We start from the raw sequence: 26711 nt of genomic DNA on the forward strand, positions 1-26711 counted from the left end.
CCGCACCGCAGACCGTCGCGACCGTCGCCGCCGCGTCGGAGGCCGGTGATCCGATCGTCCTCACCCCGGGTGCCGAGGTGACGCAGCTCGGGGCCACCGGATACCTGGCGGTCACGGAGCACGATGTCGAGGCGGAGTCCGGACCGTGGTACGAAAAGGTCTGGTACGGGTACTCCGGCGGCAGCACGGTCGTTCAGAGCAGGTCGGGCTACGACACCGTGCTCGACGCGGCGGCCCCGTCCGACATCGTCCCGACGTACCGGTACGACAGAGGGCAGGTCACGCTGCGCGACATGGCCGCGCCCGCGGGCACTCCCACGGTTCAGATCGACCTGACCGCCATCCAGCCCACGTCCCTCACCGCGGTCGCCGCGGTCGGCGCCACCGTCGTCGCCCGGCGCCATGACGGCGACGGGAAGCAGACCCCGCTCCTCGTGAGCAGGACCGGCGGCACGCAGACCGCCCGGACGATCAACGGCCTTCCGACGGGGCTGACCGATTTCCGCGTGGAGACCGCCGACAAGGACGGCATCGCGCTCATCTCCTACACGTCCGCCGCGGGCAGCGGCCTGGCCCTGGTGGACACCCGCACCGCAGCCGTGACCGAGACCTACACCCGGCCGACCGGCCAGAACGCCTACGACGATCCCTTCTTCTCCGCCACGCACGTCTCCTGGTGGGAGCACACCGCCACCACCTCGACCCTCGTCGTCGCCGACCGCGCGACGAAGGAGACACAGCGCTTCGACTTCCCCGACCAGCCGCGGAGGACCACGCTGTCGGCGCCCCTCGGTGACTGGGTCCTCTACGGCACCTACAACGCGCCGGGATCCAGTTCCCCGTCCGACCGGCTGGCGCCGCTCACCGGGCGGTCCCTGAAGGGCGGGGAGACCGTCAAGCTCCTCGACCGCGTGACGAGCGCCCCCGTGACCGGGCCCGACGGCGCGCTGTACGTGCAGGGCGGGACCGTCGAGCACGGCGAGGGGCTCTACCGGATCACGGTCGGGCCCGACGGTGTCCCCTCGGTCCGGCAGGCGTTCGACAGCAGCCGGTCGACCGCCCTCACCCTCACCAAGACCGGGTTCGGCTCGTCCGTCGTGATCGACCCGTTGGAGGACGGCCCCCAGTTCAGCTGGACGTTCTCGCATCCGAACTTCGGCTATGCCGTGACGCTCACGAACAAGACGAGCGGCCGGAAGAAGGTCTTCCGGGGCACGTGGGGACTCGAAGCCCTCAAGATCATCTGGTATGGGAACTTCGACCCCTCCGAGGACGGCGCCTGGACCCCCGGCGCGTACACCTGGGAGCTCGACGCCTCCCCCTCCGACGGCATCGGCCCGAACGTGCACGCCACGGGCGACTTCACCCTCGGCTATGTCCACCGGCCTCATGACTACAGCTCGAACGGCACGCCGGACCTGTTCGCGCGGGACTCCGCGGGCAACCTGTGGCGCGCCGACAGCCAGCTCTGGATCCAGTCCACTCTGGGGTACGAGCCCTTGCCGACCGGCCGGCCCGTGGCCGTCGGCACGGGCTGGCACGTCTACGACCGGATCGAGTCCGTCGGCGACGTCGCGGGCACGGTCGAGCCCGACACGATCGCCCGCGACAAGACGGGCGTCCTCTGGCTCCACCAGGGCACCGGCAACGCGTCGAAGCCCTTCCGCGACCGGGTGAAGGTCGGCGGCGGCTGGCAGATCTACAACCAGCTCGCGGGCGGCAGCGACCTGACCGGCGACGGCCGCGCGGACCTCGTCGCCACCGACAAGGCCGGCGACCTGTACCTCTACAAGGGCACCGGCAACGCGGCCACGCCCTTCGCGCCCCGCAAGAAGATCGGCTACGGCTGGGGCATCTACAACCAGCTCACCGCCACGGGCAACCTCGCCGGCGGACCCGCCGGAGACCTGCTCGCCCGTGACAGGGACGGCGTCCTCTGGCTCTACCTCGGCAAGGGCGACGGCACCTTCGCGAGCCGCGTGAAGGTCGGCGCGGGCTGGAACGCGTACCAGGACATCGTCGGCATCGGAGACGCCGACAAGGACGGCCGCCCCGACCTGTACGCCTACGGACCGAACAAGACCGCGTACTTCTACACCGGCACGGGCGACTGGAGCAGGCCCCTCCAGGCCCGCCGGACGTCCACCCTGCTCGTGAACGCCGGCACCACCACGTACAACCAGGTGTCCTGACAGACATCCCTGGGTGAACCAGAGGTAGTGCAACCCTTCGGCCGACTCGCGTGTCTCACAGAACGGTACGCACGCATGTGCGTGCCGTTCGATGCTGAGGAGAAACACACGTGACTTCACCCACGGCACGGCGCCGGCTCTCCACCGCGATCACCGCAGTCCTCGCCCTCACGGCGGGTTCGGCGCTCGTGGCCGCCCCCTCCGCAGCCGCGGCCACGGCGGTCGCTCCGGCCGCCGTCAGAGCGGCCGGGGACACGGCGAACGCGGAGGCCGTGGCCGAGCTGCCGGTCGGGTCGGAGATCACGAGCGCGGGACCGGGCGGCTATCTCACGTCCACCGAGCGGTACGACTCCGAGGGCTATGTCTCGTACGACTACTACTGGCGCCGTCCGGACGGCACCTCCACGCTCGTGGTGGCCGCCTCGGAAAACCGGGCCGCACTGCCGAACGCCGCCGTGTCCGACATCGTGCCGATCCCTCAGAACTACGACAACCGCATCATCCGGCTCCGGGACATGTCCGCGCCCGGGAGCACCCCCGTCGCCTTCGACCTGAACGCGCTGAGCACGCCGACCGCCCGGTACACGTACGTCGCCACGATCGGCTCCACGCTCCTCGTCCAGGTGACGCCCACGAGCGGCCCGAAGGAGTTCCGCCTCCTCACCAAGCCCGGTGAGACCGGCACGAAGATCACCGGCCTGCCCGCCGACATCGACACCGTCGACAACGTGCGCGCCACCGGCGGCACCGCGCTCCTCCCCTACCGGAGCACCACCAGCGGCACGTACGGCGTCGTCACCGTCGACCTGGCGACGGCCACCGCCGGTACCGCCCACACGGCGGTCCCGTCCGGCTGGAACAACTCGGTCGCCGTCGTCGACGCGACGCACACGGCCTGGTGGCAGGACAACACCACCCTCGTGGTCGCCGACACCACCGGCGGCTCCCCGAAGCCGATCGCCCTCGACCGGGCCGACGCCCCGGCCGTCGGCCTCCTCGGCGACTGGGTCGCCTACGGCACGGCGACCGGCGTCGGCGGCGGCACGGCCGGCGACGCGATGCTGCCGCTCACCGCGCGCCCGATCGCCGGCGGCGATCCGGTGAAGCTCCTCGACCGTCTGTCGACCGTCGTCGCGGGCCCGAACGGCAGCCTGCTGGCACGCGGCGGGACCGTCGAACACGGCGAGGGCATCTACAAGATCGCCCCGGGCGCCGACGGCAGGCCGACCGCCACGCTCGTCTCCTCCACCGGCGAGGACACCGCGCTCACGTTCAAGAAGACCGACGTCGGCCCCGTCGTCGACCTCGACCCGATGAACAACCGGGTCCGGCTGTCCTGGGAGCTCTCGCACAAGGGCTACACGTACGACGTGAGCCTGATCCACAAGGCGACCGGCAAGCGGTACCGCTACAGCATGGAGTCGAGCTACGCCAAGGACTTCAACTTCCTCTGGCGCGGGAACTTCGCCTACTCGGAGGGCGACCCCGGCGAGAACGCCTACAACGGCGAGTACCGCTGGGAGCTCAACGCCAAGCCGACGAACGGCATCGGCGGCGACCTCCACGAGACCGGCGACTTCACCGTCACCCGCTCCCCCAAGGTCCACGACTACACGAACAACGGCTCGCCGGACCTCCTGGCCCGCGACTCCTCCGGCATCCTGCGGCGCCTCGACACCGTCTACGACGCGTGGAAGGCCAAGGTCGCCCCCGCCGAGGACCCGACCTACATCGGCTCCGGCTGGAACTACCCGCAGTTGGAGTCCGTGGGAGACGTCGCGGGCACCAACGCCCCCGACGTCGTCGGCGTGGACTCGGCCGGCGTGCTCTGGCTGCACCCGGGCACGGGCGACTGGCGGAACCCGCTCGGCACCCGCGTCAAGGTCGGCGGCGGCTGGCAGATCTACAACAAGCTCGCCGGCGGCTCCGACCTGACCGGCGACGGCCGCGCGGACCTCGTCGCCACCGACAAGGCCGGCGACCTGTACCTCTACCAGGGCACGGGCAACACCGCCGCCCCCTTCGCCCCGCGGAAGAAGATCGGCTTCGGCTGGGGCATCTACAACCAGCTCACCGCCACCGGAAACCTCGCCGGAGGTGCGGCCGGAGACCTGGTCGCCCGCGACTCCGCCGGCGTCCTGTGGCTCTACCTCGGCAAGGGCGACGGCACCTTCGCCTCCCGCGTGAAGATCGGCGCCGGCTGGAACCAGTACAGCCAGATCGTCGGCGTCGGCGACGCGAACATGGACGGCCGCAACGACCTGTACGTCTTCGGCCCCGACAACACCTCGTACGTCTACAACGGCACCGGTGGCTGGAGCGCACCCTTCGCCACCCGCGTCCCCACCGACGCCCTGATCAACACCAGCATCAAGTACACCAACATCCTCTGACGCACCCTCCGTACAACCATTCGGGCCCCCCACGGGTCAGGTACGGGCACGGCGGGTCATTCGCCGTGCCCGTACCTCCGAGGAGGGTCACACCTTGAGCACCGCCCGCACGTCCCGGCTGCGCCTCGCCGCAGCCGTCGCCGCCGCGCTCGCCGTCACCACCGCCGGGCTGACGGCCCCCGCCTTCGCGGCACCCTCGAACGCCCCCGCCGCCGTGGCCGCCGAGCAGCAGGACGTCCTCACCGTCCCGGCCGGCACGAGCGTCGTCACCAGTGGCCCCACCGGTTATCTGACGTTCCGCATGGAGGGCGAGACACGCGTCTACACCTGGACGCGACACGAGGACGGCGCCCAGACCAGGCTGCCCGGCCAGCGGTACGGGGGCAGCCCCGGTACGGACATCATCGTCCGGATCGAGGGGACCACCTACACGTACGTCGACATGTCCACGGGCACCGAGGTGGCGTCCTACGACACCAGCACGCTGGGCTCCGGGACCTTCAGCCCGCTCCGCTACGTGGGAACCACGTTCGTCGCGTGGACTTCCGTGAACAACGCCCGCGAGGTGCATCTGTTCAGCAAGGAGCAGGGGGTCACGGTCGACCGCAAGCTCACCGGCATACCGGCCGGTGCCACCTACACGCGGTTCGAGAACAGCGGCCCGGACACCCTCGTCGTCCAATACCGCACCCAGGCGGACGGGGTGTACAGCAGCCACATCGCGCTCGTGGACGTCGCCACCGCCCAGGTGGTCGAGACGTACGACTCGCAGATGACGAACTCCTTGACCGTCTCCGCCGTGTCGGCGACACACCTGGCCTGGCTCGAATGGCCCACCTCCAGCACGGTGACGCTCGCGGTGGCCCGCCGGGGCGCCACGGAGGTCACGCGCACCCCGCTGGGCTCGGCGACGCAGTCCGTGACCGTCAAGCTCGTCGGCGACTGGGTCACGTACGCCCAGCTCGGCGGCGCGACGGCCGAATCCCCCAACCCGCTCCACACCCTCACGGCCCGCTCCCTCACCGACCCGCAGCGCACGGTCAAGCTCCTCGACGACGTCTCGTACGCCACCACGGGCCCCGACGGCGGACTGCTCGCCTCCGGCGGCACGGTCGAGCAGGGCGAGGGCATCTACCGGATCGCCCCCGGGGCCGACGGCGTCCCGGCCGCCACGATGGTGGCGAGCACGGGTGTGCCCACTGCGCTCGACGTGAAGATGCTCCGGGTCCCCACGACCGTCGACTTCGGGGGCAGCGCGGACACGTCCGTCGACTGGACGCTCAGCAAGCCGGCGAAGGTGTCCGTCGTCTGGACCCACAACGCCACCGGCAAGAGCTACACCTCGGACATCTGGTCCCCCACGAACAGCTCGGCGTTCTTCTACGGGATGCTCGACGACAAGACCTCCGCCCCGCTCGGCGACTACACCTGGAAGCTGACGGCCGCGCCCGCCAACGGCATCGGGCCCTCGGTGGAGCGGACGGGCACGTTGAAGGCCTTCTCGTCCAAGCTCATCCCGCACGACTTCTCCGACAGCGGCGCCCCCGACCTGCTCGTCCGGGACAGCGCCGGCAGGATCATCAACTACGACGCCCGCCAGACCCTCTACGAGACCGGGCAGCACGGCGACCCCGCCAAGCGGTCCACCGTCGTCATGGGCACCGGCTGGCAGATCTACGACCGCGTCCTCGCCCCCGGCAACTTCGACGCCTCCCCGCAGGCCGACGTCATCGCCCGGGACCGCGACGGCCGCCTGTGGCTGTACTCGGGCACCGGCCAGGCCCTCGCCCCCCGCAAGCAGATCGGCACCGGCTGGGGCATCTACCGCCACATCACCGGCGGAAGCGACCTCACCAACGACGGGCGGATCGACCTCCTCACCACCGACAACGCCGGCGCCCTGTGGCTCTACGAGGGCACCGGCAACAGCAACACCCCCTACAAGGCCCGCAAGAAGGTCGGCACCAACTGGGGCATCTACAACCGCATCACCGGCACCGGAAACATCGCCGGCGGCAAGGGCGGAGACCTCGTCGCCCGCGACAGCGCCGGCGTCCTCTGGCTCTACCTCGGCAAGGGCGACGGCACCTTCGCCCCCCGCATCAAGATCGGCTCCGGCTGGAACCAGTACATCGACATCGTCGGAGTCGGCGACACCGACCGCGACGGCCGGCCCGACCTCGTCGTCCAGGGCGCCACGGGCGGCACGTACAACACCCTCGCCGTCTACCGCGGCACGGGCGAATGGCGCTGGCCCTTCAAGGCGCGGCTGAACGTCTACAACCCGGAGGACCTCGGCACGGGTGCCGTGACCCTGTTCTGACCGGTCACCGGTCCGTCGGCACGGTCGCCCAGACCGTCTTGCCGACGGACCGGTCCCTCACGCCCCACGCCGTGGCGAGGGCGGCGACGAGCAGCAGCCCGTAGCCGCCCTCGTCCGGTTCCCGGGCCGGTACGGGCCGCCGCTCGCCGCGCGCGTCGGACAGCTCGACCCGTACGTGGTCGTCGTCCCGCTCCATCCGCACCTCGAAGTCCCGCCCGGGCACCCACCCGTGCTGGACGGCGTTGTTGGCGAGCTCGGCGACGACCAGGGCGGTGGCATCGGCGGCGCTCCCGGTGACGCCCCAGTCGTGGAGCTGCTGCACGGCGAGTAACCGCGCCAGGCGTGCGCCCCGGCGCGTTGCCGAGAGCCGGAGCGTGAACTCACCGGTTGGGGTGCCGGTTTCGGATTTCATGCCCCCGAGCCTGGCCCCCCGGCCGTACGCTGACCAGCAGCGACGCCACGACGCTGGGTAACTGTACGGGTACGCCAAGAGGGCGGTACGGATGTCGGGGAACGAGGAGGAGCGGCCGGAACGGCCCTCCGAGGTGGACGGTACGGCGCACCTTTTCCGGGCGCTGGGCAAACAGATGAAGGCGCTGCGCAGGAACGCGGGCCTGAGCCAGGCGGAGCTGGCCGCGATCACGCATTGCAGCGAGGACCTGATCTCGTCGATCGAGAGGGGTGTACGGGTTCCACAGCCGGACTTTCTGATCCTGGTCGACCCGGTGGTGGGGGCCGGCGGGGTACTGGCGGCTGCGGCGGACGACGTGCGGGAGGCGCTGGCGCGGGCGCGGGTACGGCACCCGGACTGGTTCCGGAGCTTCGCGAAGGCGGAGGCGGAGGCGGTGGCCTTGCACTATTACGGAGTGCAGGCCGTGCCGGGCTTGTTGCAGACGCACGCGTACGCGCGGGCCGTCATGCGACACCGTCGACCTGTCTGGGACGAGGAGACGATCGACAAATGGGTGGCCGACCGCATGGCTCGGCAGACGCTCCTCGACAAGTGGCCGCCGACGACGGTCAGCTTCGTCCTTGAGGAGGCTGTCCTGCGTCGCCCCACCGGGGGCCTGCGGATCCACCGCCAACAGCTCCGGCACATCGCTGAAGTCGCGGGCCGCCGCACGGTCCATCTCCAGGTGATGCCGCTGGCGAAGGATGACCACCCGTCCCTCGACGGCGCCTTCACGCTCCTGACGCCCAAGGGGCGGCGGGAGGTCGCGTATACCGAGATCTACGGGCATCCTCGGCTGATCACCGACCCAGAAGAGGTGCGCGTGTACACCGAGCGCTATGGGATCCTGCGGTCACAGGCACTCTCGCCCCACGAGTCCCTGGAGTTGATCGAGAAGATGCTGGGAGAGCTATGAGCACCGCGGATCTGGCCTGGTTCAAAAGCAGCTACAGCAGTGGTGAAGGCGGCAACTGCATCGAAGTCGCCTACGACTGGCGGAAGTCCAGCTACAGCAGCGGCGAAGGCGGCGAGTGCGTCGAGGTCGCCGCCCACCCCGCCCTCGTCCACATCCGCGACTCCAAGAACCCCCACGGCCCCCAGCTCGCCGTCTCCCCCGCCTCCTGGGCCGCGTTCCTGGACGTAGCATCCGGGGCGTGACCTCCATAAAGTTCGTTCTCTTCGACGTCGACGGCACCCTCATGGACGCCGTCGAGAACCAGCGGCGCGTCTGGCACGAGTGGGCCGCGCGGTACGGGCTCGACGGCGCCGAGGTGTACGCCACGGCGCTGCGGACGCGGCCCGTGGAGACCTTCGCGGCCGTCGTGCCGGGCGAGGACCCGGACGAGTGCCTCGCCCTCCTGCACGCGCTGGAGGACGAGGACGTCCGTACGGGTTCGTACACGGCCTTCGAGGGGGCGGCGGAACTGCTCGCCGGCCTCCCCGCCGACCGGTGGGCGCTCGTGACGTCGAACTACGAGCACCGGGTGCGGGGGCGGTTCGAGCGGACCGGTCTCCGCTTCCCGGGGCTCATCATCGACGCGGCCTCCGTCGCCGAGGGGAAGCCGTCCCCCGTCCCGTACCTCACCGCCGCCGAGAAGCTGGGCGCGGACCCGGCGGAGTGCCTGGTGATCGAGGACGCACCGTCCGGGGTCCGGTCGGGGCTCGACGCCGGGATGACGGTCTGGACCGTCAACACCCCGGCGCCGCACCCGGACGCCCACCGCCACTTCCCGACCCTCGCGGAGGCGGCGCCGCACATCGCCGGCGCCCTCGCCCAGGGCGTGTAGGTCGGGACCTGACCTACACGCCCCCTAGCTTCACTCCATGAGCGCCAACGAACCGGTCAAGGCCGTCCCGGACGGCTACACCACCGTCACCCCCTGGATCATCGGAAACGACACCGCCGGGCTCATCGACTACGTCGAACGGGCCTTCGGCGCCGAGGACCTGGGACGGTTCGTCCTGGAGGACGGCACCATCGGCCACGCCGAGCTGAGGATCGGGAACGGACGGCTGATGGCCTTCGACAGCCCGCCCGGCTGGGCACCGACGCCCGCCTTCATCCGGCTGTACGTGGAGGACGCGGAGGCCGTCCACCGGCGTGCGGTCGAGGCCGGCGGGACCTCCGTCACGGAGGTCACTCACTTGTTCTTCGGTGACAAGGTCGGGCGCGTGCGCGACCCCTTCGGCAATCTGTGGTGGATCCAGACCCACATCGAGGACGTCGACGAGGAGGAGATGGGCCGGCGGATGACGGACCCCGTGTTCACCCGCGCCATGGAGTACGTGTCGGGGGCGCTATCGGCGTAGGGCCATGTGCGGTGCGGGTCGGGTTCTCGGGGTGGGCCTGCTTCGTGGGCCTCGGGTGGGACCGCCCTCTTTCCGAGAGTCGCTCCTTCCGGCGGCGCGTCAAGGGCAAGTCGGCTTCGCCGATGGGCTGCGCCCACCCTTGACCCGCCACCTCCAGGAGCGAAAGACCTCTCGGAGGGCGGTCCGGGGGCCGGGGTCCCCGGAGAGGCCCGGGCAGTGTCCGGGGCCGGTGCCCGACCGCCGGGCCGGTGGGGTGGGGCTGGGTTCGCGGCGGGGGCGGCTGGGACCGTTTCCCTCGGCTCTCGGTGCGCGGCCGTTGAATGGGGCGGCCCGGCCCGGCTCAGCGGCCAACGGCCGTCTCGCGGCCGGGATTCAAGCCCCGCTGGTCACCGCCGGTGGGGGCTGGGAGGGGGTTGGGCGGGTCTCGGGCGAGGAAACGCCCAACAACTCCCACCAAGGGAGCCGGGATGCCCTATATGCCACTTATACCCTTCTGGTTACCGCGAGTAGACAGAGGTTATCCACGCGCCAACCCCCTCCACCCCCGACTACGCTCCCCCTACCTCGGGTGCTGACAAGCTTGGGGGACAGACCGGCGGCCGCGTCCATCTAGCTCCTCCTCTGGAGCGGGGTCCGTCTCATGACGGGCGGCCGCCGGCGCCCTTTCCCACCACCGGGAATGACTAGCGGGGCTTGAATCCCGACCGCGAGACGGCCGTCAGCCGCTGAGCACCGCCCGGCCGCCCCATTCAACGGCCGCGCACCCACGGACGAGGCAAGCGGTCCCACCCGCCCCCGCCGCGAACCCAGCCCCACCCCACCGGCCTTCCACCCGCCCTCCGGCCCCGGACACTGCCCGGGCCTCCGCGCGGCCCCGCCCCCGGCCGCCCTCCGAGTGTGAAAAGGCGGCCTCCGCCGCCGGGTCAAGGGTGGAGCGCAGCGGAATCGGCGAAGCCGACGCGACGAAGGAGCGCCCTTGACGCGGTGGTGGAGGCCGCCACACTCGGAAAGAGGGCGGCCGCACCAGAAGCCCACGAAGCCGGATCACCCGAGGGCCCCAAGACCCGCACCCTCGATGCCGGATCACCCCGAGGGCCCCAAGACCCGCACCCCAAGCACCCGCCCTCAGCCGACCCGCCACGGGCGGAGCTTCTCCGGGTTCCGCACCGCCCAGATGCGCCTGATCCGGTCGTCCGCGATCTCGAACGCGAACACGGTCACGAGGTCGCCGTCCTGCCACGCCACCAGGCCGGGCACCCCGTTGACCGTGCGCTCCTGGAACGTCGTACGGCCGTCCCACAGACGGGCGATCTCGGCGTAGGCGCGGGCGATCCTCTCGCCGCCGACGATCGGGCGCGGGTGGGTGACGGCAAGACCGCCGCCGTCGGCGGTCGCGACGGCTGCGGGGTCGAGCAGGCCGACGAGGGCCTCGATGTCCTTGGCCTCCCACGCCGTCCTGAACCGCCGTACGACGCCCGCCTGTCCGGCGCTCGGGCCCGCCGGGCTCTGTGCCGTACGGACGCGGCGGCGGGCGGAGGAGGCCAGCTGGCGGCAGGCCGCCGGGGTGCGGCCGACGATCTCGGCGACCTCGCCGAAGGGGTAGCGGAAGACGTCGTGGAGGACGAACGCGACGCGCTCGGCCGGGGTCATCGCGTCCAGGATGACGAGGAAGGCCATCGTCACGGACTCGTCGAGGGTGACCCGGTCGGCGGGGTCGGCCCCACCGGCGCCTTCCGTCGGTTCGGGCAGCGGTTCGGGGATCCAGTCGCCCACGTACGTCTCGCGCCTGGCCCGCGCCGAGCCGAGCAGGTTCAGGCAGATCCGGCCGGCGACGGTCATCAGCCAGGCGCCGGGCTGCTCGATGGCCTGCTGCTCCCGGGCGGACAGGGCGTACCAGCGGGCGTACGTCTCCTGTACGACGTCCTCGGCGTCCGCGAGGGAGCCGAGGAGCCGATAGCCGAGGTTGATCAGCCGACGCCGCTCGCTCATGATCTCGGCTCCCGTGGTCATGGTCCGGCGTCTCCCTCGCTCGTGTGTGTGCCTCTCCCCGGTACGACAACACAGCGCACCGGATTGTGAGGCCGCCGTACCGCCTCACATTCCGGCGGGCTGCGTTGTCTTCCCTGTGTCGCCCCGGTGGGGGCGACCACCGGACCGGGAGGGAACCCCGATGAACGACTTCCAGGCCGTCGCGGACCGCGTCGAGATCGAGGCGCTGCGCGGCGAGTTCACCGACGCGGCGATGATGCGTGACCGGCGCCGACTGGCCGCGCTGTTCACGCCGGACGGTGCCCTGCGCATGCCGAACATCCCCGTCGAGCAGATCGGCCGCGAGGAGATCCTCGCCGGGGGCGAGCGGCTGCAGGCCCAGTGGGACTTCTTCGTGCAGAACACCCACCCCGGCACGATCGTCCTCGACGGCGACACGGCGACCGGCCGCGCGTACATCCAGGAGATCGCGCGTGCCCTCGACGGGCGCCAGGGGCTGAACTACGCGGTCTACCACGACCGGTACCGGCGTACGGAGGAAGGCTGGCGGTTCGAGGAGCGGGTGTACGAGGTGCGGTACCTGGACACCTCGCCGCTGACGGGCGCGGCACCGGGGGCCTCCGCTGCGGCCGCGTCCTCCGCCGGCCCCGCGTCCGGCGAGCGGCTGGAGCAGGTGGCCGCCGCTCTGCGCGCCCACGGCTTCGCCGTCGAGATCCTCGACGGCGTCGCGGAGGCGCGTACCCGCGTCAAGGAGCTGATCCCCGAAGGTTCCAGCGTGCTCACCGGCGCCAGTGAGACCCTCCGGCTCTCCGGCATCGACGAGGACCTCAACGCCAGCGGCCGGTACGACGCCGTCCGGCCGCGCATCCAGTCGATGGACCGTGCGTCCGGCGCCGACGAGATCCGCAGGCTGGCCGCCTGCCCCGACTTCGTCGTCAACAGCGTCGCCGCCGTCACCGAGACCGGCTCGCTCGTTCTCGCCTCGGGCAGCGGCAGCCAGCTCCCCGCCAACGCGGGCGGCGCCGCGCACGCGGTGTGGATCGTGGGCGCGCAGAAGGTGGTGCCGGACCTGGGCGCGGCCCTGCGCCGGGTCGAGGAGTACGTACTCCCGCTGGAGAACTCCCGTTGCCAGGCGGTGTACGGGTGCGACAGCGCGGTCAACCGCCTGCTCGTCCTCAACGCCGAACCGCACCCGGGGCGCGGCACGGTCCTGCTCCTCCGGGAGGCCGTCGGGTACTAGTACGGCGCTGGAATAGGCCCGTACGGCGGCCGGTTGCAGCGGGACATGCGACGTGATCCGGAACCGTCCGACGGCGGCATACATCCCCTGCTGGCCGGACGGTTCAGCCCCTACCGGTTCGAGCCGTCGGCCGTCGTCGACGACGCGTCCCTGCGGCTGCTGCTCGAAGCGGCGCGGTGGGCGCCGTCCGCCGGGAACTCCCAGCCGTGGGGCTTCTTCGCGAGCCGGCCGGGCGAGCCGGACCACGAGCGGGTGGTCCGGCACCTCGCGCCCAGCTCGGCCCGGTGGGCGGTGGACGCGGGACTGCTCGTGGTCACCTCGACGCGCCGGTACGTCGACGACACGGAGCTGCTCTACTCCGAGTTCGCGGACTACGACCTCGGCCAGGCCATCGCCCACTTGGCCCTCCAGGCGGAGGCGCTGGGACTCGCCTCGCACCAGTTCCGGGCCTTCGACATGGAGGGCCTCACGAAGGAGCTGAGCCCGAACCCGGGATGGTCGATCGTCTCCATGATCGCCGTGGGGAAGGCCGCCGGCCCGGCCCCGGAGGGCCGGGACCGGCGCAGTGTGGCGGATCTCCTGGCTGCTCCCTGGGCCCTGTGACGGGCCCTGTCGGCCCGGACCGGCCGGCCGGGAGCCCCGCCGTGGGTGGCCGCGGGGTGGTCCGCGCGCTCAGGAGTGGGCGGCGCAGAAGCGGCGCACGGCCCGGTTGAACTCCTCGGGTCGTTCCAGGTTGCTGACGTGCCCCGCGCCGGGGATCACGACCAGCTCGGCGTGCGGGATCGCTTCCCGGAACCGGCGTGCGACGGCCAGGGGCGAGCGCACGTCCCGCTCTCCCCAGAGCAGGAGGGTGGGCAGGAGATCCCGCTGGTCCGTCTCGGCGACGAGGGTCAGCTGTGTCCGCATGGTCTCCGGGCGTACGTCGGCGCCCATCGCGTCCAGCAGGGGGACGTACGCGGCGGGCGGCTCGCCGGCGAACAGTCCCGGCAGGGTCGGATCGAACGCACTGCGCGGCGCGGCCAGCATCCGGCGCGCACCCTCGACCCGGGCCCGTACCTCCTCCGCCGGCAGGGAGCCCTTCCAGCCCGCGTAGGTGTCGACGAGGATCAGCGTCCTGACGAGGCCGGCGTGGTGGCGGTAGAAGTCCAGGGCGACGGTGCCGCCCCAGGAGAGGCCGGCGATGTGGGCCGGACCGAGGCCCAGCGACTCCACGACCGCGGCGAGACAGTGGGCGTAGTCCGCGAGGCCGAAGGACTCGGGCAGGTCGGAGGAGCGGCCCGCTCCCGGCTCGTCCCAGGCCACGGCCGTGAACGCGTCCGCCAGCGCGTCGAGCTGTGGCCGCCAGACACGGCCGTCCTGCGCCGCACCGTGGAGGAACACCACGGGCGGCCCTTCGCCCACGCGCTCGTAGGCGACTTCCAGCCCGTCTACCTGCACCGTCGCCATGACTTCAGGGTAGGCGCGCCCGCGGGCGCTGTCGCGGCGGTGGTCATCGGAGGCGGGGCCGCCGTGCGGGTCGTCGGCCGCCGGAAGGGACGGTCGCCTCCCTCCCCCGGCACCCTCAACCACAGTTACACAACAAGAACTTGAGCTCCATTCAGGTTGTAAACCCGCTCGGCTACTGTGTGGCCCATGCAGGGGGAAGCGGAAGACCAATCCACTTTGGACGGTTTGAGCGGCAGTGGGGCGATGCCGCTTGAAACGGGCGACCCGCGGCAGATCGGGGCGTTCAGGCTGCTCGGTGTGCTCGGGTCCGGCGGGATGGGGCGGGTGTATCTCGGCGCCGTGCCCGGGAAGTTCGCGGCGGTGAAGCGGGTCCTTCCCGTGCTCGCCGAGGACGCCGACTTCCTCAGCCACTTCGGGCACGAGCTCGACAACCTGGCCCGGCTGCCCGCCGGCGCCAACACCAAGCTCCTCGCGAGCGACCGCACGGCGAAGCCGCCGTGGTTCGCGACCGAGTTCATCCCCGGGATCACCCTCAACGAGGCCATCCGGCTCAACGGCGGCCCGCTGGCCGGCGGGGCCCTGTGGCGGCTGCTGCGGGAGGCGGCGGCCGGGCTGCGGGTGGTGCACGGCGCCGACATGGTGCACCGCGACCTCAAGCCGTCGAACGTGATGCTGACCGGCGAGGGCCTCTCGCTCATCGACTTCGGCGTGGCCCGCGCGGCCGACCAGAGCCGGCTGACGAAGACCGGCATGGTCATCGGCACCCCCGCCTACATGGCGCCCGAGCAGGCCGTCGCCGACCGGCGGCTGACCGGTGCCGCCGATGTGTTCGCCCTGGGCAGTCTGCTGCTGTACGCGGCGAACGGACGGCCTCCGTTCGGGGACGGCTCCGGGCCCGACCTGCTCTACCGGGTCGTCCACGGCGAGCCCGACTTCGGGCGCCTCACCGAGGGCGACCCCGAGCTGGCGGAGCTCGTACGGACGTGTCTCGCCAAGGATCCGGCGGACCGGCCGACGGCCGAGGAGCTGGTGACGCTCACCGAGGAGGGCGCGGCGGGCGCCGCCTGGCCTGCGGCCGTCGCCGAGCGGATCGCCGAGCGGGCGGTCTTCGCGTCCGGGGCGCCCACCGCCGAGCAGCTGGAGGAGCTGGAGCGGACCGACCCGACGCGGGACGTGGCGACGGCCTCGCTGACCCCGCAGGTCCCCCGGGGCGCGAAGGAGCCCGCGACCGCCTCGCCCGACCCGCTGGCCGAGACCGGTCAGGCCGCCCAGGGCACGCCTCGGTGGCGGCGCAACAAGTTCGTCGTGTTCGCGGTGCCCGTCGTCGTGGCGACCGGCACCACGCTGACCGTCGCCCTCAGCCCGTACGTCGGCCGGCTGGGCGCGACCCCGGAGGCGTCGCCGTCCACGGTGGCCTCGCAGCCCGCTTCCGTACCGCCGGGGACGGGGACGGGGACGCCGTCGGCGCACCCCTCGGCCAAGCCGTCCGCCAAGCCCTCGGGGAAGCCGTCCCCCGGTGCCCCGCCGCCGGCCACCACGGGTGGCGGCGGGTCCGTCGGAGGCGGTGCCTCCGTCACGGGCGGCGGGTCCGTCACCGGCGGCGGGTCCAGCACCACCACCTCCGGAGGCTCGACCTCCGGCGGCTCCGGTTCCGGGTCCTCCGGCTCCGGGTCCGGCTCCGGGTCCGGTTCCGGTTCCGGTTCCGGGTCCTCCGGCGGGTCGACGACCCAGCCGGCTCCGAAGCCGACGACGAACGCGCCCGCGCCCCCGCCTCCCACCAGCTCGACGCCGTCGGGGACGTACTCCCTGGAGAGCGTCTCCAACGGCCAGTGCGTGGCGGAGAGCAACCCGGGGTACGGCATCTTCGTCAACACCGCCGAGTGCGGTTCCGCGCCCAGCAGCGGCACGATCTCGTACGCGTGGACGTACACGCCCGGCGCGAACGGCACGTTCCGGCTGGTCAACAAGAAGACCGGCCACTGCCTGCAGCCGAACGGGAACCCCGGCTACACCGCCACCGCCTGCAATGGATCCAGCCTCCAGTCGTGGAAGATCGGATCCAAGATGTCCTCCGGCTTCACCCTCAAGAACATGAACTCCGGCCAGTGCATGATCGCCGGTCCGCCGTTCCTGATGACGTACGACTGCGACCCCGGCAGCACCAATCAGCTCTGGCGCAACGTGTCGGCCATCAGCTAGGTGCCGAAGACGGGGACGGTGACGTCCCCGTCCCGGCGGAAGGCGACCCGCAGCTCCATCCCGATCCGCAGGTCGCCCTCCGCCACGCCCACGACCTCCGTCATCATGCGCGGCCCCTCGGCGAGGTCGACGACGGCCGCGACGTACGGGACGCGGTCGCCGAAGGGCGGGAGGTCGTTCCGGTGGACCACCGACCAGGTGTAGAGGGTGGCGCGGCCGCTCGCCGGCGCCCAGCGGACGTCCTCGCTCCAGCAGTACGGGCAGAACTCGCGCGGGTAGTGGTGGGCGCGGTCGCAGGCGGCGCAGTGGCGCAGCAGCAGCCGGCCGTCGGCGGCGGCGTCCCAGTAGGGGCGGGTGAAGGCGTCGATGTCGGGCGTCGCGGTCATCAGAAGAGTCCGATCGCGGAGTCGAGGGACCAGGTCTGCCAGGAGACGGCGAGGAGCGCGACGAGGGAGATGAGCGCCATCATCGCGTTCTGCCCCTGTTCGGCCCAGTCGTGGATCATCAGGACCAGGTAGAGCAGGTTGAGGAGGAGGCCGCCGACGAGGGCTATCGGGGTGAGGAAGCCGGCGATCAGGCCGAGGCCGAGGGCGAGTTCGGCGTAGACGACGACGTACGCCATGAGCTTGGGGCGGGGGGCGACGACGGTGTCGAAGCCGCTCCTCACGGCAGGCCACTTGTGCTTGCCGGCCACGTCCGCCGCCCAGGCGATGCCGGTGCCGCGCTCGAACCAGCCCCTCTTGTCCTTGTGGCGCCAGCTCTCCAGCCACCACAGGCCGAGGCCGATGCGGAGGACGGCGAGCCATTCGGCGCCGGTGAGCCAGACGGTCTGCATGCGGACCCTCCCCGTGGACTGAATCTGACGGTACGTCAGTTCAGCGCAGGGCGACAGGAGAACGCAAGGGGCGGGAGCCCCGGACGAGCCGCGCCGGTTTCTCGCATGACGAGATGGCCGGAATCAGAAAACGTCGGCGCATCCACGGTCCCCCTCGGCCCCCTCCCCCTCCCGAGCGGAGTCGCCGGGGGCAGGCACAACAGCCGTCGGGGCTATCCGGCATCGGTGCAGATGTCGTCATCCATGCCAGGTCAGACGGCCTTCGACCATTTCAAGATCTCTCCGCCGAGACCTCCATCACTCCTTCACAAGCCTCAAAGGAAGAACACCTAACCTAGGCTCTCGACAAGTAAGCATTCGGCCAACACCATGCACGGGGGAGCTTTGTTGACCACTCGCTCCGAACTCGCGGTCCTGTCCTTGCGCGCGTACTCCGCGGCGCTCGAACACGGGGAATTCCACACCACGGAAATAGCCCGGGACGTCGGCTGTGACGAAGCCACGGCCCACCGGATAAGGGTCTACCTCAGCAAGCTGAGACTGCTCGCCGAAGGAAACCCAGACGAGGGCTGGCGTCCCGTCGACCCGGAAGTCGCCGAAGTGGAACTACGGCTGCCGCTGGAGCAGCGGATCCAGAGCGGCCAGCAGGAACTCGCCAGACTCCACCACGTACTCGACCAGTTCACCGGGCCCTACCGGGAACACACCCGCGCCCAGCGCACCCAGGAGACCATACGGGTACTGACCGACCCCGCCGACGTCCAGCAGGAAGTCGCGCTCATGATGCGCCGCTGCGTCAAGGAGATGGTGACCATGCAGCCCGGCGGCGGGCGCAGCGCGGAGACCATCCGGGCGGTCCTGCCCCCCACGCTGGACCTGCTCAACCGCGGGGTGCAGATGCGCACGCTCTACCAGCACACCGCCCGCGCCAGCCTCACCACCCGCAACTACGTGCGCCAGGTCGCCGAAGAGGGCGCGCAGATCCGCACCACCGGTGAGCCCTTCGAGCGCCTGATCATCTTCGACGCCGAAACCGTGTTCGTACCGGCGGCCCGGTCCGGCCGGCAGGTCCCCGGTGCGGCGATCGTCACCGATCCGACGGTCGTGAACTTCATGTACCGCACCTTCGAGAGCATCTGGCAGTCGGCTCAGGACTTCGAGGCGAGCCGCCACGACTACCAGCAGGCGGCGGAGGAGCTGCGCGGCCGGATCCTGCTGCTGATGGCCGCCGGGCTGAAGGACGACGTCATCGCCCGCCGGCTCGGCATGGCCACCCGCACCTGCCGTCGGTACATCACGGGGATCACGGAGGAGATCGGCGCGGTCAGCCGCTTCCAGGCGGGCGTGAAGGCCGCCCGCCTGGGACTTCTGCAGGACGAGGAGGAAGTGGGGCCCCTCACTCCGGGAAGCTGAACACCCCGCTCGTCCGGCAGGCCGGGTTCGCGCCCATGCCGACGACGCCGACCTGCTCGCGGGGCAGCGCCCTGATGTGCGAGCCGGCGTATCCGTGCGGAGTGATGAAGGCGTCCCAGGTCGCCGCCCAGTCCGTGAGGGTGCCGGTCGCCGGGTCGTACATCGGCTCCGCGCGCGGCAGGACGCGCCGCTGCACGACGTAACTCGCGTCGAGGCACTCGCGCAGCCGCTCCTTCCAGTCCTGCTCGGAGAGCTCCCAGCCCGGCACGATGCCCGCCCCGCCGAAGTCGCCGCGCGGCTTGAGGATCAGCTCGTCCTTGCGGGTGCGGCAGTAGTCGAGCAGGTCCACGCTCGTCCCCTCGGCCTCCACGAGGCCGGGGGTGAGCGTGCGGGTCCACGGCAGTACGCGGTCGATCAGCGCCGCCTCGTCCGCGTCGAACGCCTCGCGCCAGCGCGGGTCGGAGAGCATCGCCATGGTGCCCTTGTTGCCGTAGAGGAAGCTCTCCAGCGGCGTGTAGAGGATCGTTCCGCCGGCCTCGTGCGCCCGGAACACCGCCTCGGCGGCCTCCTCCCCTCCGGTGCCCTGGCAGAGCTGGTCGACGGAGAAGTAGCGCAGCACGACGTCGATCGGAGCGCCGTCCAGGTACAGCTTCCCGCCGCGCTCGCGGGTCTGGCCGACCTCACCGACGCGCAGGTCGATGCCCAGGCCCTTCATCATCTCCGCGAAGGAGTCGACGAGGTGGCGGTACGGGGCGAGTCCGCCGTCCGCCTCCAGGAAGGCGACGACCGGCTCCTCGCCGCGGGCGACCGGCTCCGCGACCTCGCGCAGCAGCCCGGCGAGCACCCGGCCGGTGTGCACGTAGTCCAGCCGGTGCTCCTCCGCGAAGGACCGGAAGGCAGGAACCTCCAGGAGCGCCCTGCTGATCTCGGCGCGGTCGGTGCCGCCGAGCTGGGTGCCCAGGTTGAACTCCAGGACCTTGAACGACTCGCCGTCGTGATAGAGGTCGGCGCGCCCGTGCATCGGCGGGGTGTGCCCGCCGAGGCGGGTCATCAGCGCGGTCTTGCGCTCGTCGATGCCCAGGGCCGCGCAGTACCGGCGCAGGTCGCCGTCGAAGAGCCGGCCCGGCAGGGAGACCAGCAGGTCGAACAGCCGGGCGAGTTCGTCGGCGAAGCCCCGTATCTCCCGCTCCGGGATGAAGCAGGGGCGCGGGAGCAGGCGGTGGGCGCAGGAGGCGGCGAACGCGGGCGGGAACGCCGTCTGCTCCATGGCGTGCGCCAGTTCCCCGGAGGAGGCGACTGCCGCCAGGTACGCCTCGGTGACGCGGTCGGTCACGGCTGCTTCTCCTCGGTGGTGGTGGCGAAGATCGGCCCCCGGTGCACCTTGTGCTGCGCCGCCTGGGCGAGCGGGCGCACGACGAGCCGGTCGATGTTGACGTGCGCGGGCAGCGTCACCGCCCACCGCACGCATTCGGCGACGTCCTCGGCGCGCAGGGGACCGTCGACGCCGGCGTAGACCGCGTCGGCCTTGGCGCGGTCGCCGTGGAAGCGGTTGAGGGCGAACTCCTCGGTGTGCACCATGCCGGGCGCGATCTCGACGACGCGCACCGGCTGCCCCGCCAGCTCCAGCCGGAGGGTCTCGGAAAGGGCGTGCGCCGCGTGCTTGGCGGCGCTGTAGCTGCCGCCGCTCTCGTAGTTGACGGACGCCGCCGTGGAGGTGAGGTTCACGATCGTGCCGCCCCCGTCGGCCCCCAGCAGGGGCAGCAGGGCCTGCGTCATGTGCAGTGTGCCGAGGACGTTGACCTCGTACGTCGTGAGCCAGGACGCCGGGTCTCCCGTCGCCACGGGTGAGGCGTCGAAGGCGCCGCCGGCGATGTTCACCAGCACGTCGCAGCGGTCGAGGGTGGCGGCGAAGTCGGCGACGGCCGAGGCGTCGGTGACGTCGAGCTGGTGGGCCCGGCCGCCCGTGCGGGCGGCGAGGTCCGCAAGACGGTCGGCACGGCGGGCGACCACGACCACGTCGTAGCCCGCCTTGACCAGCGCCTCTGCGGTGGCGGCGCCGATGCCGCCGCTCGCTCCGGTGATGACCGCGGTAGGGGACATCGGTTCAGTTCTCCAGGTCGTCGGGCCAGGTGCGCATCGTGCGCAGCGGGGAAAGGAAGATCGGGATCCAGACCAGGGCCATGCCGATGGCACCGGCCCACAGCGCGGCGCGCGGTCCGGCGGCGGCACCGAGGGAGCCGGCCAGCGCCGCTCCGACGGCCAGGGCGCCGGTCAGCAGGAAACGCATCGTGGCGTTCATCCGGCCGAGCAGCTCCCCGGGGGTGCAGCGCTGGCGGAAGCTGACCTGGATGACGTTGTTCACGCCGACCCGGAAGGTCGTCAGCAGCCAGGACAGCCCGGCCAGCCACAGCCCCGTACCGCGGTCGACGAGCGGCACGAGGAGGGCGAAGGGGGCCACCGCGAGCCCGAGGATCCACAGGGTGCGGCCCTGGCCGAGCCACTCGCCGATGCGGCGGGAGGACCGCGCGCCCAGGAAGACTCCGATGCCGCCGACGGCGAGGTAGAGGCCGACGGCGCCCTCGGAGAGCCCGAGTTCGTTGACGAAGACCACCGGCAGCATGGTGACGCTGACCTGGATGGAGAGGTTGTTCATCGCGCCGGCCGCGGCGACGGCGCGCAGCACCGGCTGCTTGAGGACGAACCGCAGTCCCTCGTTGACCTCCTTGACGAGGTTGCGCTGCGCGGTGCGCTCGGGGCGTACGTCCGGCTGGCGGATCGTGGCGATCCACGCCGCCGACCACAGGTCGGTGAGCGCGTTCACCGCGATCGCGGCGGGCGCGGCCACCAGCTGGACGAGGAAGCCGCCGACGCTGCGCCCCGCGAGCTGGTTGAGTGCGTCCACGCTGACCAGGGCGGAGTTGGCGGCGGGCAGCTGGTCGCGGTCGACGAGCTGCGGCAGGTAGCTCTGCTGGCCGACCTCGGCGAAGACGGTCGCCACTCCGGAGAGCAGGACGACGGCGTACAGCTGGTTCATGGTGAGGGAGTCCATGAGCCAGGCCACCGGGACGGAGCCGAGCAGCAGACCCCGTGACAGATCGGCGGCGATCATGACGCGACGGCGGCGCATCCGGTCCACCCAGGCTCCGGCGGGCAGGCCGATCAGCAGGAACGACAGGGTGCTGAGGGTGGCGAGCAGTCCGACCTGGCCGGCGCCGGCGTGCAGGGTGGTGACGGCCAGGAGCGGGATCGCCACGTAGCCGATCTGGGTGCCGAGCTTCCCCGCGGCGGCGGCGGTGAACAGCCGGCGGAAGCCGGGGTGGCGCATCACCGACGGTGGTGCGGGGGGCGCCGCCTGCGTGGCGGGCTGGAGGGTGGTCATCTCCGGGTTCTCCTCTGCTGGGGCGCGTCGGCCTATTCGACGTGGAAGGAGATCTGGCTGACGACGCGCTCGCAGATGGCGGTGGCCTCGTCGGCGTCCTTGCCCGTGGCGATCACGTAGCCGGAGCTGCAGTCCTTCACCGACCGCAGCTCGGGCAGGGTGTCGCCGGGGTGACGGGTGATGACGACGACGACCTCGGCCTCCCGGGTCCGGGAGAGCAGCGGCACGATGTTGCCCTTGGCCTCGCCCGGGGGGACGGTGAGGACGAGGGCGTCCACGGTGTCGAGGCCGGTGATCTCCTTGAGGGTGCCGGGCTGGGGGGTGAAGAAGCGGATCGCGGCCCCGTGGTCGTTGACGGGCGAGGTCTGCGGAAGCTCCTCGAAGCCCAGCTGCACGGCGAGGAACATCCGGTACAGGTCGACGCCGCAGGCGCGGCGGACGAGTTCGGGGGCCCCGCTGCCGGCGAAGCGGTCGTGGGACTCCAGCACCTTCGGGCCGTTGGGGGTGAGGACGAACTCGCTGTGCGCGGGGCCGTCGGTGAGACCGACGACGTCGAGGAGCCGGCCGACGAGCTCGGTCAGCTCGGCCCGGTGGGGGGCGGCGACCCGGCTGGGCGTGCTGACCTCCCACTCCACGAAGCGGTCGTTCATCTGGTACTCGGACATGCCGAAGACGACGTGCCTGCCCCGGTGGGAGAAGGTGTCGACGCTCACGACCGGTCCTTCGAGGTACTCCTCGGCGATGGCACGCGTGTAACCGGCCTCCCTCAGGTGCTTGAAGGCGGTCGCCGCGTCCTCGCGGGACTCCACGACGTGGACGTGCAGGCTGGCGACGCCGTCCGCGGGCTTGACGACGATCCGGCCGCCGACGGACTCGGCGAAGTCCGCCGTCTCCTGCTCGCTGGCGACCATGGCGTGGCGGATCGGGGACAGGTCGTGCTCGTCGAGCAGCCGCCGGGTCTCGGCCTTGTCCTTGAGGGCGCGCGCGGTACGGGCGGTGGTGCCGGGCACGCCGAGCGCGTCGGCGACCTCGCCGGCCGCGATGGCCGCGTACTCGGTGGCCGACAGGACGGCGTCGAAGGGCTCCTCGGCGTGCAGGGGGCCGAGCACCTTCAGGATGGCGGCGCTGTCGCCGATCGGGGCGTGGAGGATCTGCGAGCAGTAGTCGGCGAAGTCCGGCTCGTACCGTCCCTCCTCGTGGACGAGCACGACGTCCACCCCCAGCTCGTGGGCGGTGGTGATCGGCCGGGCGTTACCGCCTATCAGGGCGATTCTGGGCATGGCTGTCCTGCCTTTCGGGGTTTCGGGGTCGGTGAAGCGGGGGGAGCCGCTGAAACGGTGGCACGGCGGGCGGGGGCGCGCCGTCGACCGGGCGGTGACCGCTAGCGGACTGGCGACTTGCGGACACCGGGGTGCGGGTGGCTCAGCTCGCGTAGCAGCGGCGCAGCCATCGCGCGTTGTCGTCGCACCGGGCGGTGAACGCCTTGCGCCGGTGCAGGACGCGGTAGTTGTCGAAGGCCAGGAACTGTCCCGCCCGCAGCACCGGCTCCCAGGCGGGGCCGTCGGTGAGGGCGTCGGCCCAGGAGGCGAGGGCGGTCGTCGCCTCGCTGCGGCGGGAGCTGGTGGTGCCGAGGTCGAAGCGGACGCGCAGGCCCGTCTCCGAGTGTTCCAGGACGGGAGCGTCGCGCAGCGCGAGACGGTCGCCTTCGTCGGAGGCGTCGTTGGAGTCGGGGGCGCTGATCTCGTACGAGGCGGAGGCCAGCAGTCGCCCGAGCTCCTGGTCCAGCCTGCGGGTCGCCGACTCGACGGACATCAGCTCGGTGGGGACCTCCTCCAGGTTGCGCAGGGTGCAGAAGGTCAGATAGCGCGGCACGTACGGCCTGGGGTCGTACCCCTCCTCCCCGAAGGGCAGATGGGGGTTGTCCGTGTGCCAGAAGAACTCCGCGTCGGAGCCCCAGGAGCTGGTCTGCCCGGCGGCGGCGGGGTTGGGCACGACGTTGCGGATGAGCCGGCCCTCGTTCTCGTACGGGACGGCGAACGGGGTCAGGCCGAGCAGCTGGATCATGCCGAACTGGATGGCGTTCACCACCGCCAGCGGCGCCTCGTCGCAGAAGCCGTTCACCGGGGTCGGCGGGGCCTTCGGCACCACCAGGTTGTCGACCAGCAGGGCGTGGCAGCCGGATCCGGTGAAGGAGGTGACGGCGTCCAGGACGTCCGCGGGCAGTCTGCCGCGCAGGACGTGCGCGCCGATCCTGGCGAGGATCGCCGTCTCCCGGTCCGGGTCGAACTCGGCGTCCGCGAGGCGGTCGCCGATCTCCTTCGCCAGCACGTCCCGCGTGTGGTCGTCCACGGAGTGCTCGGACAGCTGCAGGGGTATGGTCACGTACTCCTCCATGATTGCGGGGACGGAGACACTTCAGGGACGCGTCCGCAGCCGCACGGTGCGGACCAGTTCCTCGAAGGTGCCGTCCAGGTCTTCGGCCCCGTCGACCTTGAAGATCAGGTGTCCGTGGCTCTGGAAGGTGCGCGGCGGGACGTCGAGGTACTCGCCGGGCTCGCGGTAGATCTGGATCTCGTCCACCCGGGGGTCCTCGACGGCCCGGTCCCGGCCTTCGACCTCCGTGAGGAAGCCGGGCTCGGCGGGGAAGATGTTCCAGAAGCCCACGTGTGTCGTGCGCTCGGCCGGCTCGATCCGCGGCGTCCGGCCGCAGGCCAGGTCGAGGACCGCGCCGACCATGTCGACGCCCGTGCTGAGCTGCACGGAGCGGCAGATCGGACCTCCGCCGAGCCGGGCGGCGGCTTCGAGGAGCACGGGCTCCTCACCGCGCAGCCGGAACTCCACGTGGCTGCCGCCGGTGCTGATGCCCAGCGCCTCGTGCACCCGGGCGGTGGCCTCCTCCAGCCGCCGCACCACATGGGCGGGCAGCCGGGTGGGGGTGCAGGCGTAGACCTCCTCGAAGGTGGGTCCGGTGGGCAGCGGCTTGTCGTGGACCGCGACCACCCGGGTCTCGCCGTCGACGATCAGCGACTCGACGCTGACCTCGGCGCCGGGCACGAACTCCTCCAGGAGCAGCGCCCCTTCGTAGAGCCGGAGCGCCTCGGCGTACAGCGGATCCCAGTCGAAGCCCTCCCAGGCCCCGGTCCGCAGCTCCTCGAAGTGCTCCTCGAGGTCCTGCTCGTCGTCGATCCTGCGGACGTACATGCTTCCGTAGCCGATGAAGGGCTTGAGGATCAGCGGGTAGCCGATCCGGGCGGCCTTCTCCTTCGCCTCGTCCACGGTCCGCGCCAGGTCGAAGGCCGGCTGGGCGACACCGCCCTCGGCCGCCGCCTGCCGCATGGCGAACTTGTCGCGGGCCAGATAGGCGGTGCGCTCGCTCACCGCGGGCAGGCCCAGCACGGCCGCCACCCGGGCCGCCATGGGCACCCCGCTGTCGGTGAAGGTCACCACGGCGCGGACCGGCTCGTCCTCGTCGTCCACCAGCTGCTTGACGGCGGCCTCGGTCTCCGTCAGGTCGGAGGTGTCCGCGACGACCACCCGGTCGACGTACTCGGCCTCCCAGGTGGGGTCCTTCATCATCAGCAGCAACCGCTCGCCGTGCTGCGTGGCGTAGCTCCTCGCCCGCTCCAGGTGGCGGCGGCGGCTGAGGTTCTTCCTCTGCAGGATCAGGATGCTCACGCCGTCTCCCCCTCGGTGGCCGCGAGACGCGCGAACTGCTCGGCGGTGAGCTCCAGCCGGGCGGCGGCGGTGTTCTCCTCCAGGTGGGCGGGGGAGGACGTGCCCGGGATGGGCAGCACGGCCGGCGAGCGGTGCAGCAGCCAGGCCAGGGAGACCTGGGCGGGGGTGGCGCCCAGCTCGGCGGCGACCTCGGCCAGCGGGCCGTCGGCGACGGCGTGTGCGCCGCGGGCGATGGGCAGCCAGGGGATGAACGCCAGGCCCTCGCGCTCGCAGTAGTCCAGCACGTCGTCGTCCTCGCGCCGGGTGAGGTTGTAGAGGTTCTGCACGCTGACGACCTCGACGTGACGCCGGGCCTCCTCCAGCTGGGCGACCGAGACCTGGGAGAGGCCGATGTGGCGGATCTTGCCCTCGTCCTGGAGCTGCTTGAGCGCGCCCAGCTGGTCGGCCAGCGGGACCTGCGGGTCGATGCGGTGCAGCTGGAACAGGTCGATGCGTTCGAGGCGCAGCCTGCGCAGGCTCAGCTCCGCCTGCTGGCGCAGGTATTCGGGTCGGCCCAGGGGCTGCCACTCGGCCGCCGAGGGGCGGCTCTGGCCGGCCTTGGTCGCGATGACCAGGCCCTCGGGGTACGGGTGCAGCGCCTCGGCCAGCAGCTCCTCGCTGACCCCGGGGCCGTAGGAGTCGGCGGTGTCGATGAAGGTGATGCCCAGCTCGACGGCCCGGCGGACCAGCTTGAGGGCGCCCGGCACGTCGGCGGGCGGCCCCCAGACCTGCGGACCGGTGATCCGCATGGCGCCGAACCCGAGGCGGCCGACCGTGAGGTCGCCTCCGATGGTGATGGTGGGGTGGGTCAACGTCTTTCCTTTCGT

23 protein-coding genes are annotated in these 26711 nt (G+C 71.7%); 11 read left to right on the forward strand and 12 right to left on the reverse strand.

Annotated elements, in window-relative coordinates; all coding sequences use genetic code 11:
* The 3 genes from ACF07V_RS03425 to ACF07V_RS03435 all read left to right on the forward strand — a co-directional run.
* Positions 1 to 2192: FG-GAP repeat domain-containing protein (locus ACF07V_RS03425; RefSeq protein ID WP_392151164.1), on the forward strand; the 2192-nt coding region annotated here is incomplete at its 5' end.
* Between the two features lie 110 nt (positions 2193 to 2302).
* Positions 2303 to 4585, forward strand: coding sequence for an FG-GAP repeat domain-containing protein (locus tag ACF07V_RS03430; protein WP_392151165.1), 2283 nt, complete (start codon positions 2303 to 2305; stop codon positions 4583 to 4585).
* Between the two features lie 94 nt (positions 4586 to 4679).
* The gene (locus ACF07V_RS03435) at positions 4680 to 6908 is read left to right on the forward strand and encodes an FG-GAP repeat domain-containing protein (protein ID WP_392151166.1); all 2229 of its coding nucleotides are present in this window, start codon (positions 4680 to 4682) and stop codon (positions 6906 to 6908) included.
* Between the two features lie 4 nt (positions 6909 to 6912).
* Here ACF07V_RS03435 and ACF07V_RS03440 read toward each other — a convergent pair whose 3' ends face one another.
* Positions 6913 to 7320 (reverse strand): ATP-binding protein, encoded by a 408-nt coding sequence (locus tag ACF07V_RS03440; protein WP_392151167.1) that lies wholly within the window; start codon positions 7318 to 7320, stop codon positions 6913 to 6915.
* A 91-nt stretch (positions 7321 to 7411) separates the two neighbouring features.
* On the opposite strand from ACF07V_RS03440, the gene ACF07V_RS03445 reads away from it, so the two are divergent.
* Genes ACF07V_RS03445 through ACF07V_RS03460 form a run of 4 tightly spaced genes read left to right on the forward strand, consistent with a single transcriptional unit; the run spans position 7412 to position 9669 of the window.
* Complete coding sequence (locus ACF07V_RS03445) at positions 7412 to 8275, forward strand: helix-turn-helix domain-containing protein (RefSeq protein ID WP_392151168.1); 864 nt, start codon at positions 7412 to 7414, stop codon at positions 8273 to 8275.
* On the forward strand, positions 8272 to 8517 hold the full coding sequence (locus tag ACF07V_RS03450) for a DUF397 domain-containing protein (protein WP_392151169.1): 246 nt from the start codon (positions 8272 to 8274) through the stop codon (positions 8515 to 8517). The genes ACF07V_RS03445 and ACF07V_RS03450 overlap by 4 nt, the downstream gene beginning before the upstream one ends.
* Positions 8514 to 9146 carry an HAD family hydrolase gene (locus ACF07V_RS03455; RefSeq protein ID WP_392151170.1) on the forward strand — a complete coding sequence of 211 codons (633 nt, stop codon included), beginning with the start codon at positions 8514 to 8516 and terminating at the stop codon, positions 9144 to 9146. The genes ACF07V_RS03450 and ACF07V_RS03455 overlap by 4 nt, the downstream gene beginning before the upstream one ends.
* A 37-nt stretch (positions 9147 to 9183) precedes the next feature.
* Entirely contained in the window at positions 9184 to 9669 is a 486-nt protein-coding gene (locus ACF07V_RS03460; protein ID WP_392151171.1) for a VOC family protein, read from the forward strand.
* Between the two features lie 1125 nt (positions 9670 to 10794).
* Here the strand turns inward: ACF07V_RS03460 and sigJ are convergent.
* Complete coding sequence (sigJ, locus tag ACF07V_RS03465) at positions 10795 to 11679, reverse strand: RNA polymerase sigma factor SigJ (RefSeq protein WP_392151172.1); 885 nt, start codon at positions 11677 to 11679, stop codon at positions 10795 to 10797.
* A gap of 160 nt (positions 11680 to 11839) precedes the next feature.
* On the opposite strand from sigJ, the gene ACF07V_RS03470 reads away from it, so the two are divergent.
* Entirely contained in the window at positions 11840 to 12898 is a 1059-nt protein-coding gene (locus ACF07V_RS03470) for an LUD domain-containing protein (protein WP_392151173.1), read from the forward strand.
* Positions 12899 to 12943: 45 nt separating this feature from the next.
* A complete protein-coding gene (locus ACF07V_RS03475; RefSeq protein WP_392151174.1) occupies positions 12944 to 13501 on the forward strand; it encodes a nitroreductase family protein in 558 nt (185 codons plus the stop codon).
* 69 nt (positions 13502 to 13570) lie between these two features.
* Here the strand turns inward: ACF07V_RS03475 and ACF07V_RS03480 are convergent, their stop codons facing one another.
* Positions 13571 to 14344 (reverse strand): alpha/beta fold hydrolase, encoded by a 774-nt coding sequence (locus tag ACF07V_RS03480; protein WP_392151175.1) that lies wholly within the window; start codon positions 14342 to 14344, stop codon positions 13571 to 13573.
* A gap of 243 nt (positions 14345 to 14587) precedes the next feature.
* On the opposite strand from ACF07V_RS03480, the gene ACF07V_RS03485 reads away from it, so the two are divergent.
* Complete coding sequence (locus ACF07V_RS03485; RefSeq protein ID WP_392151176.1) at positions 14588 to 16543, forward strand: protein kinase; 1956 nt, start codon at positions 14588 to 14590, stop codon at positions 16541 to 16543.
* Here the strand turns inward: ACF07V_RS03485 and ACF07V_RS03490 are convergent.
* The gene (locus tag ACF07V_RS03490; protein ID WP_392151177.1) at positions 16540 to 16929 is read right to left on the reverse strand and encodes a Zn-ribbon domain-containing OB-fold protein; all 390 of its coding nucleotides are present in this window, start codon (positions 16927 to 16929) and stop codon (positions 16540 to 16542) included. The genes ACF07V_RS03485 and ACF07V_RS03490 overlap by 4 nt on opposite strands.
* Complete coding sequence (locus ACF07V_RS03495) at positions 16929 to 17378, reverse strand: DoxX family protein (RefSeq protein WP_392151178.1); 450 nt, start codon at positions 17376 to 17378, stop codon at positions 16929 to 16931. Before ACF07V_RS03495 ends, ACF07V_RS03490 begins: the two co-directional genes overlap by 1 nt.
* A 387-nt stretch (positions 17379 to 17765) precedes the next feature.
* On the opposite strand from ACF07V_RS03495, the gene ACF07V_RS03500 reads away from it, so the two are divergent.
* The gene (locus tag ACF07V_RS03500) at positions 17766 to 18791 is read left to right on the forward strand and encodes a hypothetical protein (protein WP_392151179.1); all 1026 of its coding nucleotides are present in this window, start codon (positions 17766 to 17768) and stop codon (positions 18789 to 18791) included.
* Here the strand turns inward: ACF07V_RS03500 and ACF07V_RS03505 are convergent.
* The 7 genes from ACF07V_RS03505 to ACF07V_RS03535 all read right to left on the reverse strand — a co-directional run bounded on the left by ACF07V_RS03505 (position 18775) and on the right by ACF07V_RS03535 (position 26696).
* Positions 18775 to 20124, reverse strand: coding sequence for a hypothetical protein (locus tag ACF07V_RS03505; protein WP_392151180.1), 1350 nt, complete (start codon positions 20122 to 20124; stop codon positions 18775 to 18777). The genes ACF07V_RS03500 and ACF07V_RS03505 overlap by 17 nt on opposite strands.
* On the reverse strand, positions 20121 to 20891 hold the full coding sequence (locus tag ACF07V_RS03510; protein WP_392151181.1) for an SDR family oxidoreductase: 771 nt from the start codon (positions 20889 to 20891) through the stop codon (positions 20121 to 20123). The genes ACF07V_RS03505 and ACF07V_RS03510 overlap by 4 nt, the downstream gene beginning before the upstream one ends.
* Before the next feature lie 4 nt (positions 20892 to 20895).
* On the reverse strand, positions 20896 to 22170 hold the full coding sequence (locus ACF07V_RS03515; RefSeq protein ID WP_392151182.1) for an MFS transporter: 1275 nt from the start codon (positions 22168 to 22170) through the stop codon (positions 20896 to 20898).
* A 32-nt stretch (positions 22171 to 22202) separates the two neighbouring features.
* Positions 22203 to 23450 carry an ATP-grasp domain-containing protein gene (locus ACF07V_RS03520; protein WP_392151183.1) on the reverse strand — a complete coding sequence of 416 codons (1248 nt, stop codon included), beginning with the start codon at positions 23448 to 23450 and terminating at the stop codon, positions 22203 to 22205.
* Positions 23451 to 23592: 142 nt separating this feature from the next.
* Positions 23593 to 24552 carry a TauD/TfdA family dioxygenase gene (locus ACF07V_RS03525; RefSeq protein ID WP_392151184.1) on the reverse strand — a complete coding sequence of 320 codons (960 nt, stop codon included), beginning with the start codon at positions 24550 to 24552 and terminating at the stop codon, positions 23593 to 23595.
* A gap of 33 nt (positions 24553 to 24585) precedes the next feature.
* Positions 24586 to 25845: an ATP-grasp domain-containing protein gene (locus tag ACF07V_RS03530; protein ID WP_392151185.1), complete on the reverse strand. Its 1260-nt coding sequence runs from the start codon at positions 25843 to 25845 to the stop codon at positions 24586 to 24588.
* Positions 25842 to 26696, reverse strand: a complete 855-nt coding sequence (locus ACF07V_RS03535; protein WP_392151186.1) for an aldo/keto reductase — start codon at positions 26694 to 26696, stop codon at positions 25842 to 25844. The genes ACF07V_RS03530 and ACF07V_RS03535 overlap by 4 nt, the downstream gene beginning before the upstream one ends.
* Positions 26697 to 26711 lie beyond the last annotated feature (15 nt).

The sequence above is a fragment of the Streptomyces sp. NPDC015661 genome, from assembly GCF_043077765.1.
In the GTDB taxonomy this organism is placed as follows: domain Bacteria; phylum Actinomycetota; class Actinomycetes; order Streptomycetales; family Streptomycetaceae; genus Streptomyces.

Excerpts from the sequence above, each read along its gene's own strand:
- sigJ (WP_392151172.1), bottom strand. The coding sequence starts at position 11,679 with ATGACCACGGGAGCCGAGATCATGAGCGAGCGGCGTCGGCTGATCAAC.
- ACF07V_RS03475 (WP_392151174.1), top strand. The coding sequence starts at position 12,944 with ATGCGACGTGATCCGGAACCGTCCGACGGCGGCATACATCCCCTGCTG.
- ACF07V_RS03440 (WP_392151167.1), bottom strand. The coding sequence starts at position 7,320 with ATGAAATCCGAAACCGGCACCCCAACCGGTGAGTTCACGCTCCGGCTC.
- ACF07V_RS03520 (WP_392151183.1), bottom strand. The coding sequence starts at position 23,450 with ATGCCCAGAATCGCCCTGATAGGCGGTAACGCCCGGCCGATCACCACC.
- ACF07V_RS03450 (WP_392151169.1), top strand. The coding sequence starts at position 8,272 with ATGAGCACCGCGGATCTGGCCTGGTTCAAAAGCAGCTACAGCAGTGGT.
- ACF07V_RS03485 (WP_392151176.1), top strand. The coding sequence starts at position 14,588 with ATGCCGCTTGAAACGGGCGACCCGCGGCAGATCGGGGCGTTCAGGCTG.
- ACF07V_RS03460 (WP_392151171.1), top strand. The coding sequence starts at position 9,184 with ATGAGCGCCAACGAACCGGTCAAGGCCGTCCCGGACGGCTACACCACC.
- ACF07V_RS03480 (WP_392151175.1), bottom strand. The coding sequence starts at position 14,344 with ATGGCGACGGTGCAGGTAGACGGGCTGGAAGTCGCCTACGAGCGCGTG.
- ACF07V_RS03515 (WP_392151182.1), bottom strand. The coding sequence starts at position 22,170 with ATGACCACCCTCCAGCCCGCCACGCAGGCGGCGCCCCCCGCACCACCG.
- ACF07V_RS03470 (WP_392151173.1), top strand. The coding sequence starts at position 11,840 with ATGAACGACTTCCAGGCCGTCGCGGACCGCGTCGAGATCGAGGCGCTG.
- ACF07V_RS03510 (WP_392151181.1), bottom strand. The coding sequence starts at position 20,891 with ATGTCCCCTACCGCGGTCATCACCGGAGCGAGCGGCGGCATCGGCGCC.
- ACF07V_RS03495 (WP_392151178.1), bottom strand. The coding sequence starts at position 17,378 with ATGCAGACCGTCTGGCTCACCGGCGCCGAATGGCTCGCCGTCCTCCGC.
- ACF07V_RS03445 (WP_392151168.1), top strand. The coding sequence starts at position 7,412 with ATGTCGGGGAACGAGGAGGAGCGGCCGGAACGGCCCTCCGAGGTGGAC.
- ACF07V_RS03490 (WP_392151177.1), bottom strand. The coding sequence starts at position 16,929 with ATGACCGCGACGCCCGACATCGACGCCTTCACCCGCCCCTACTGGGAC.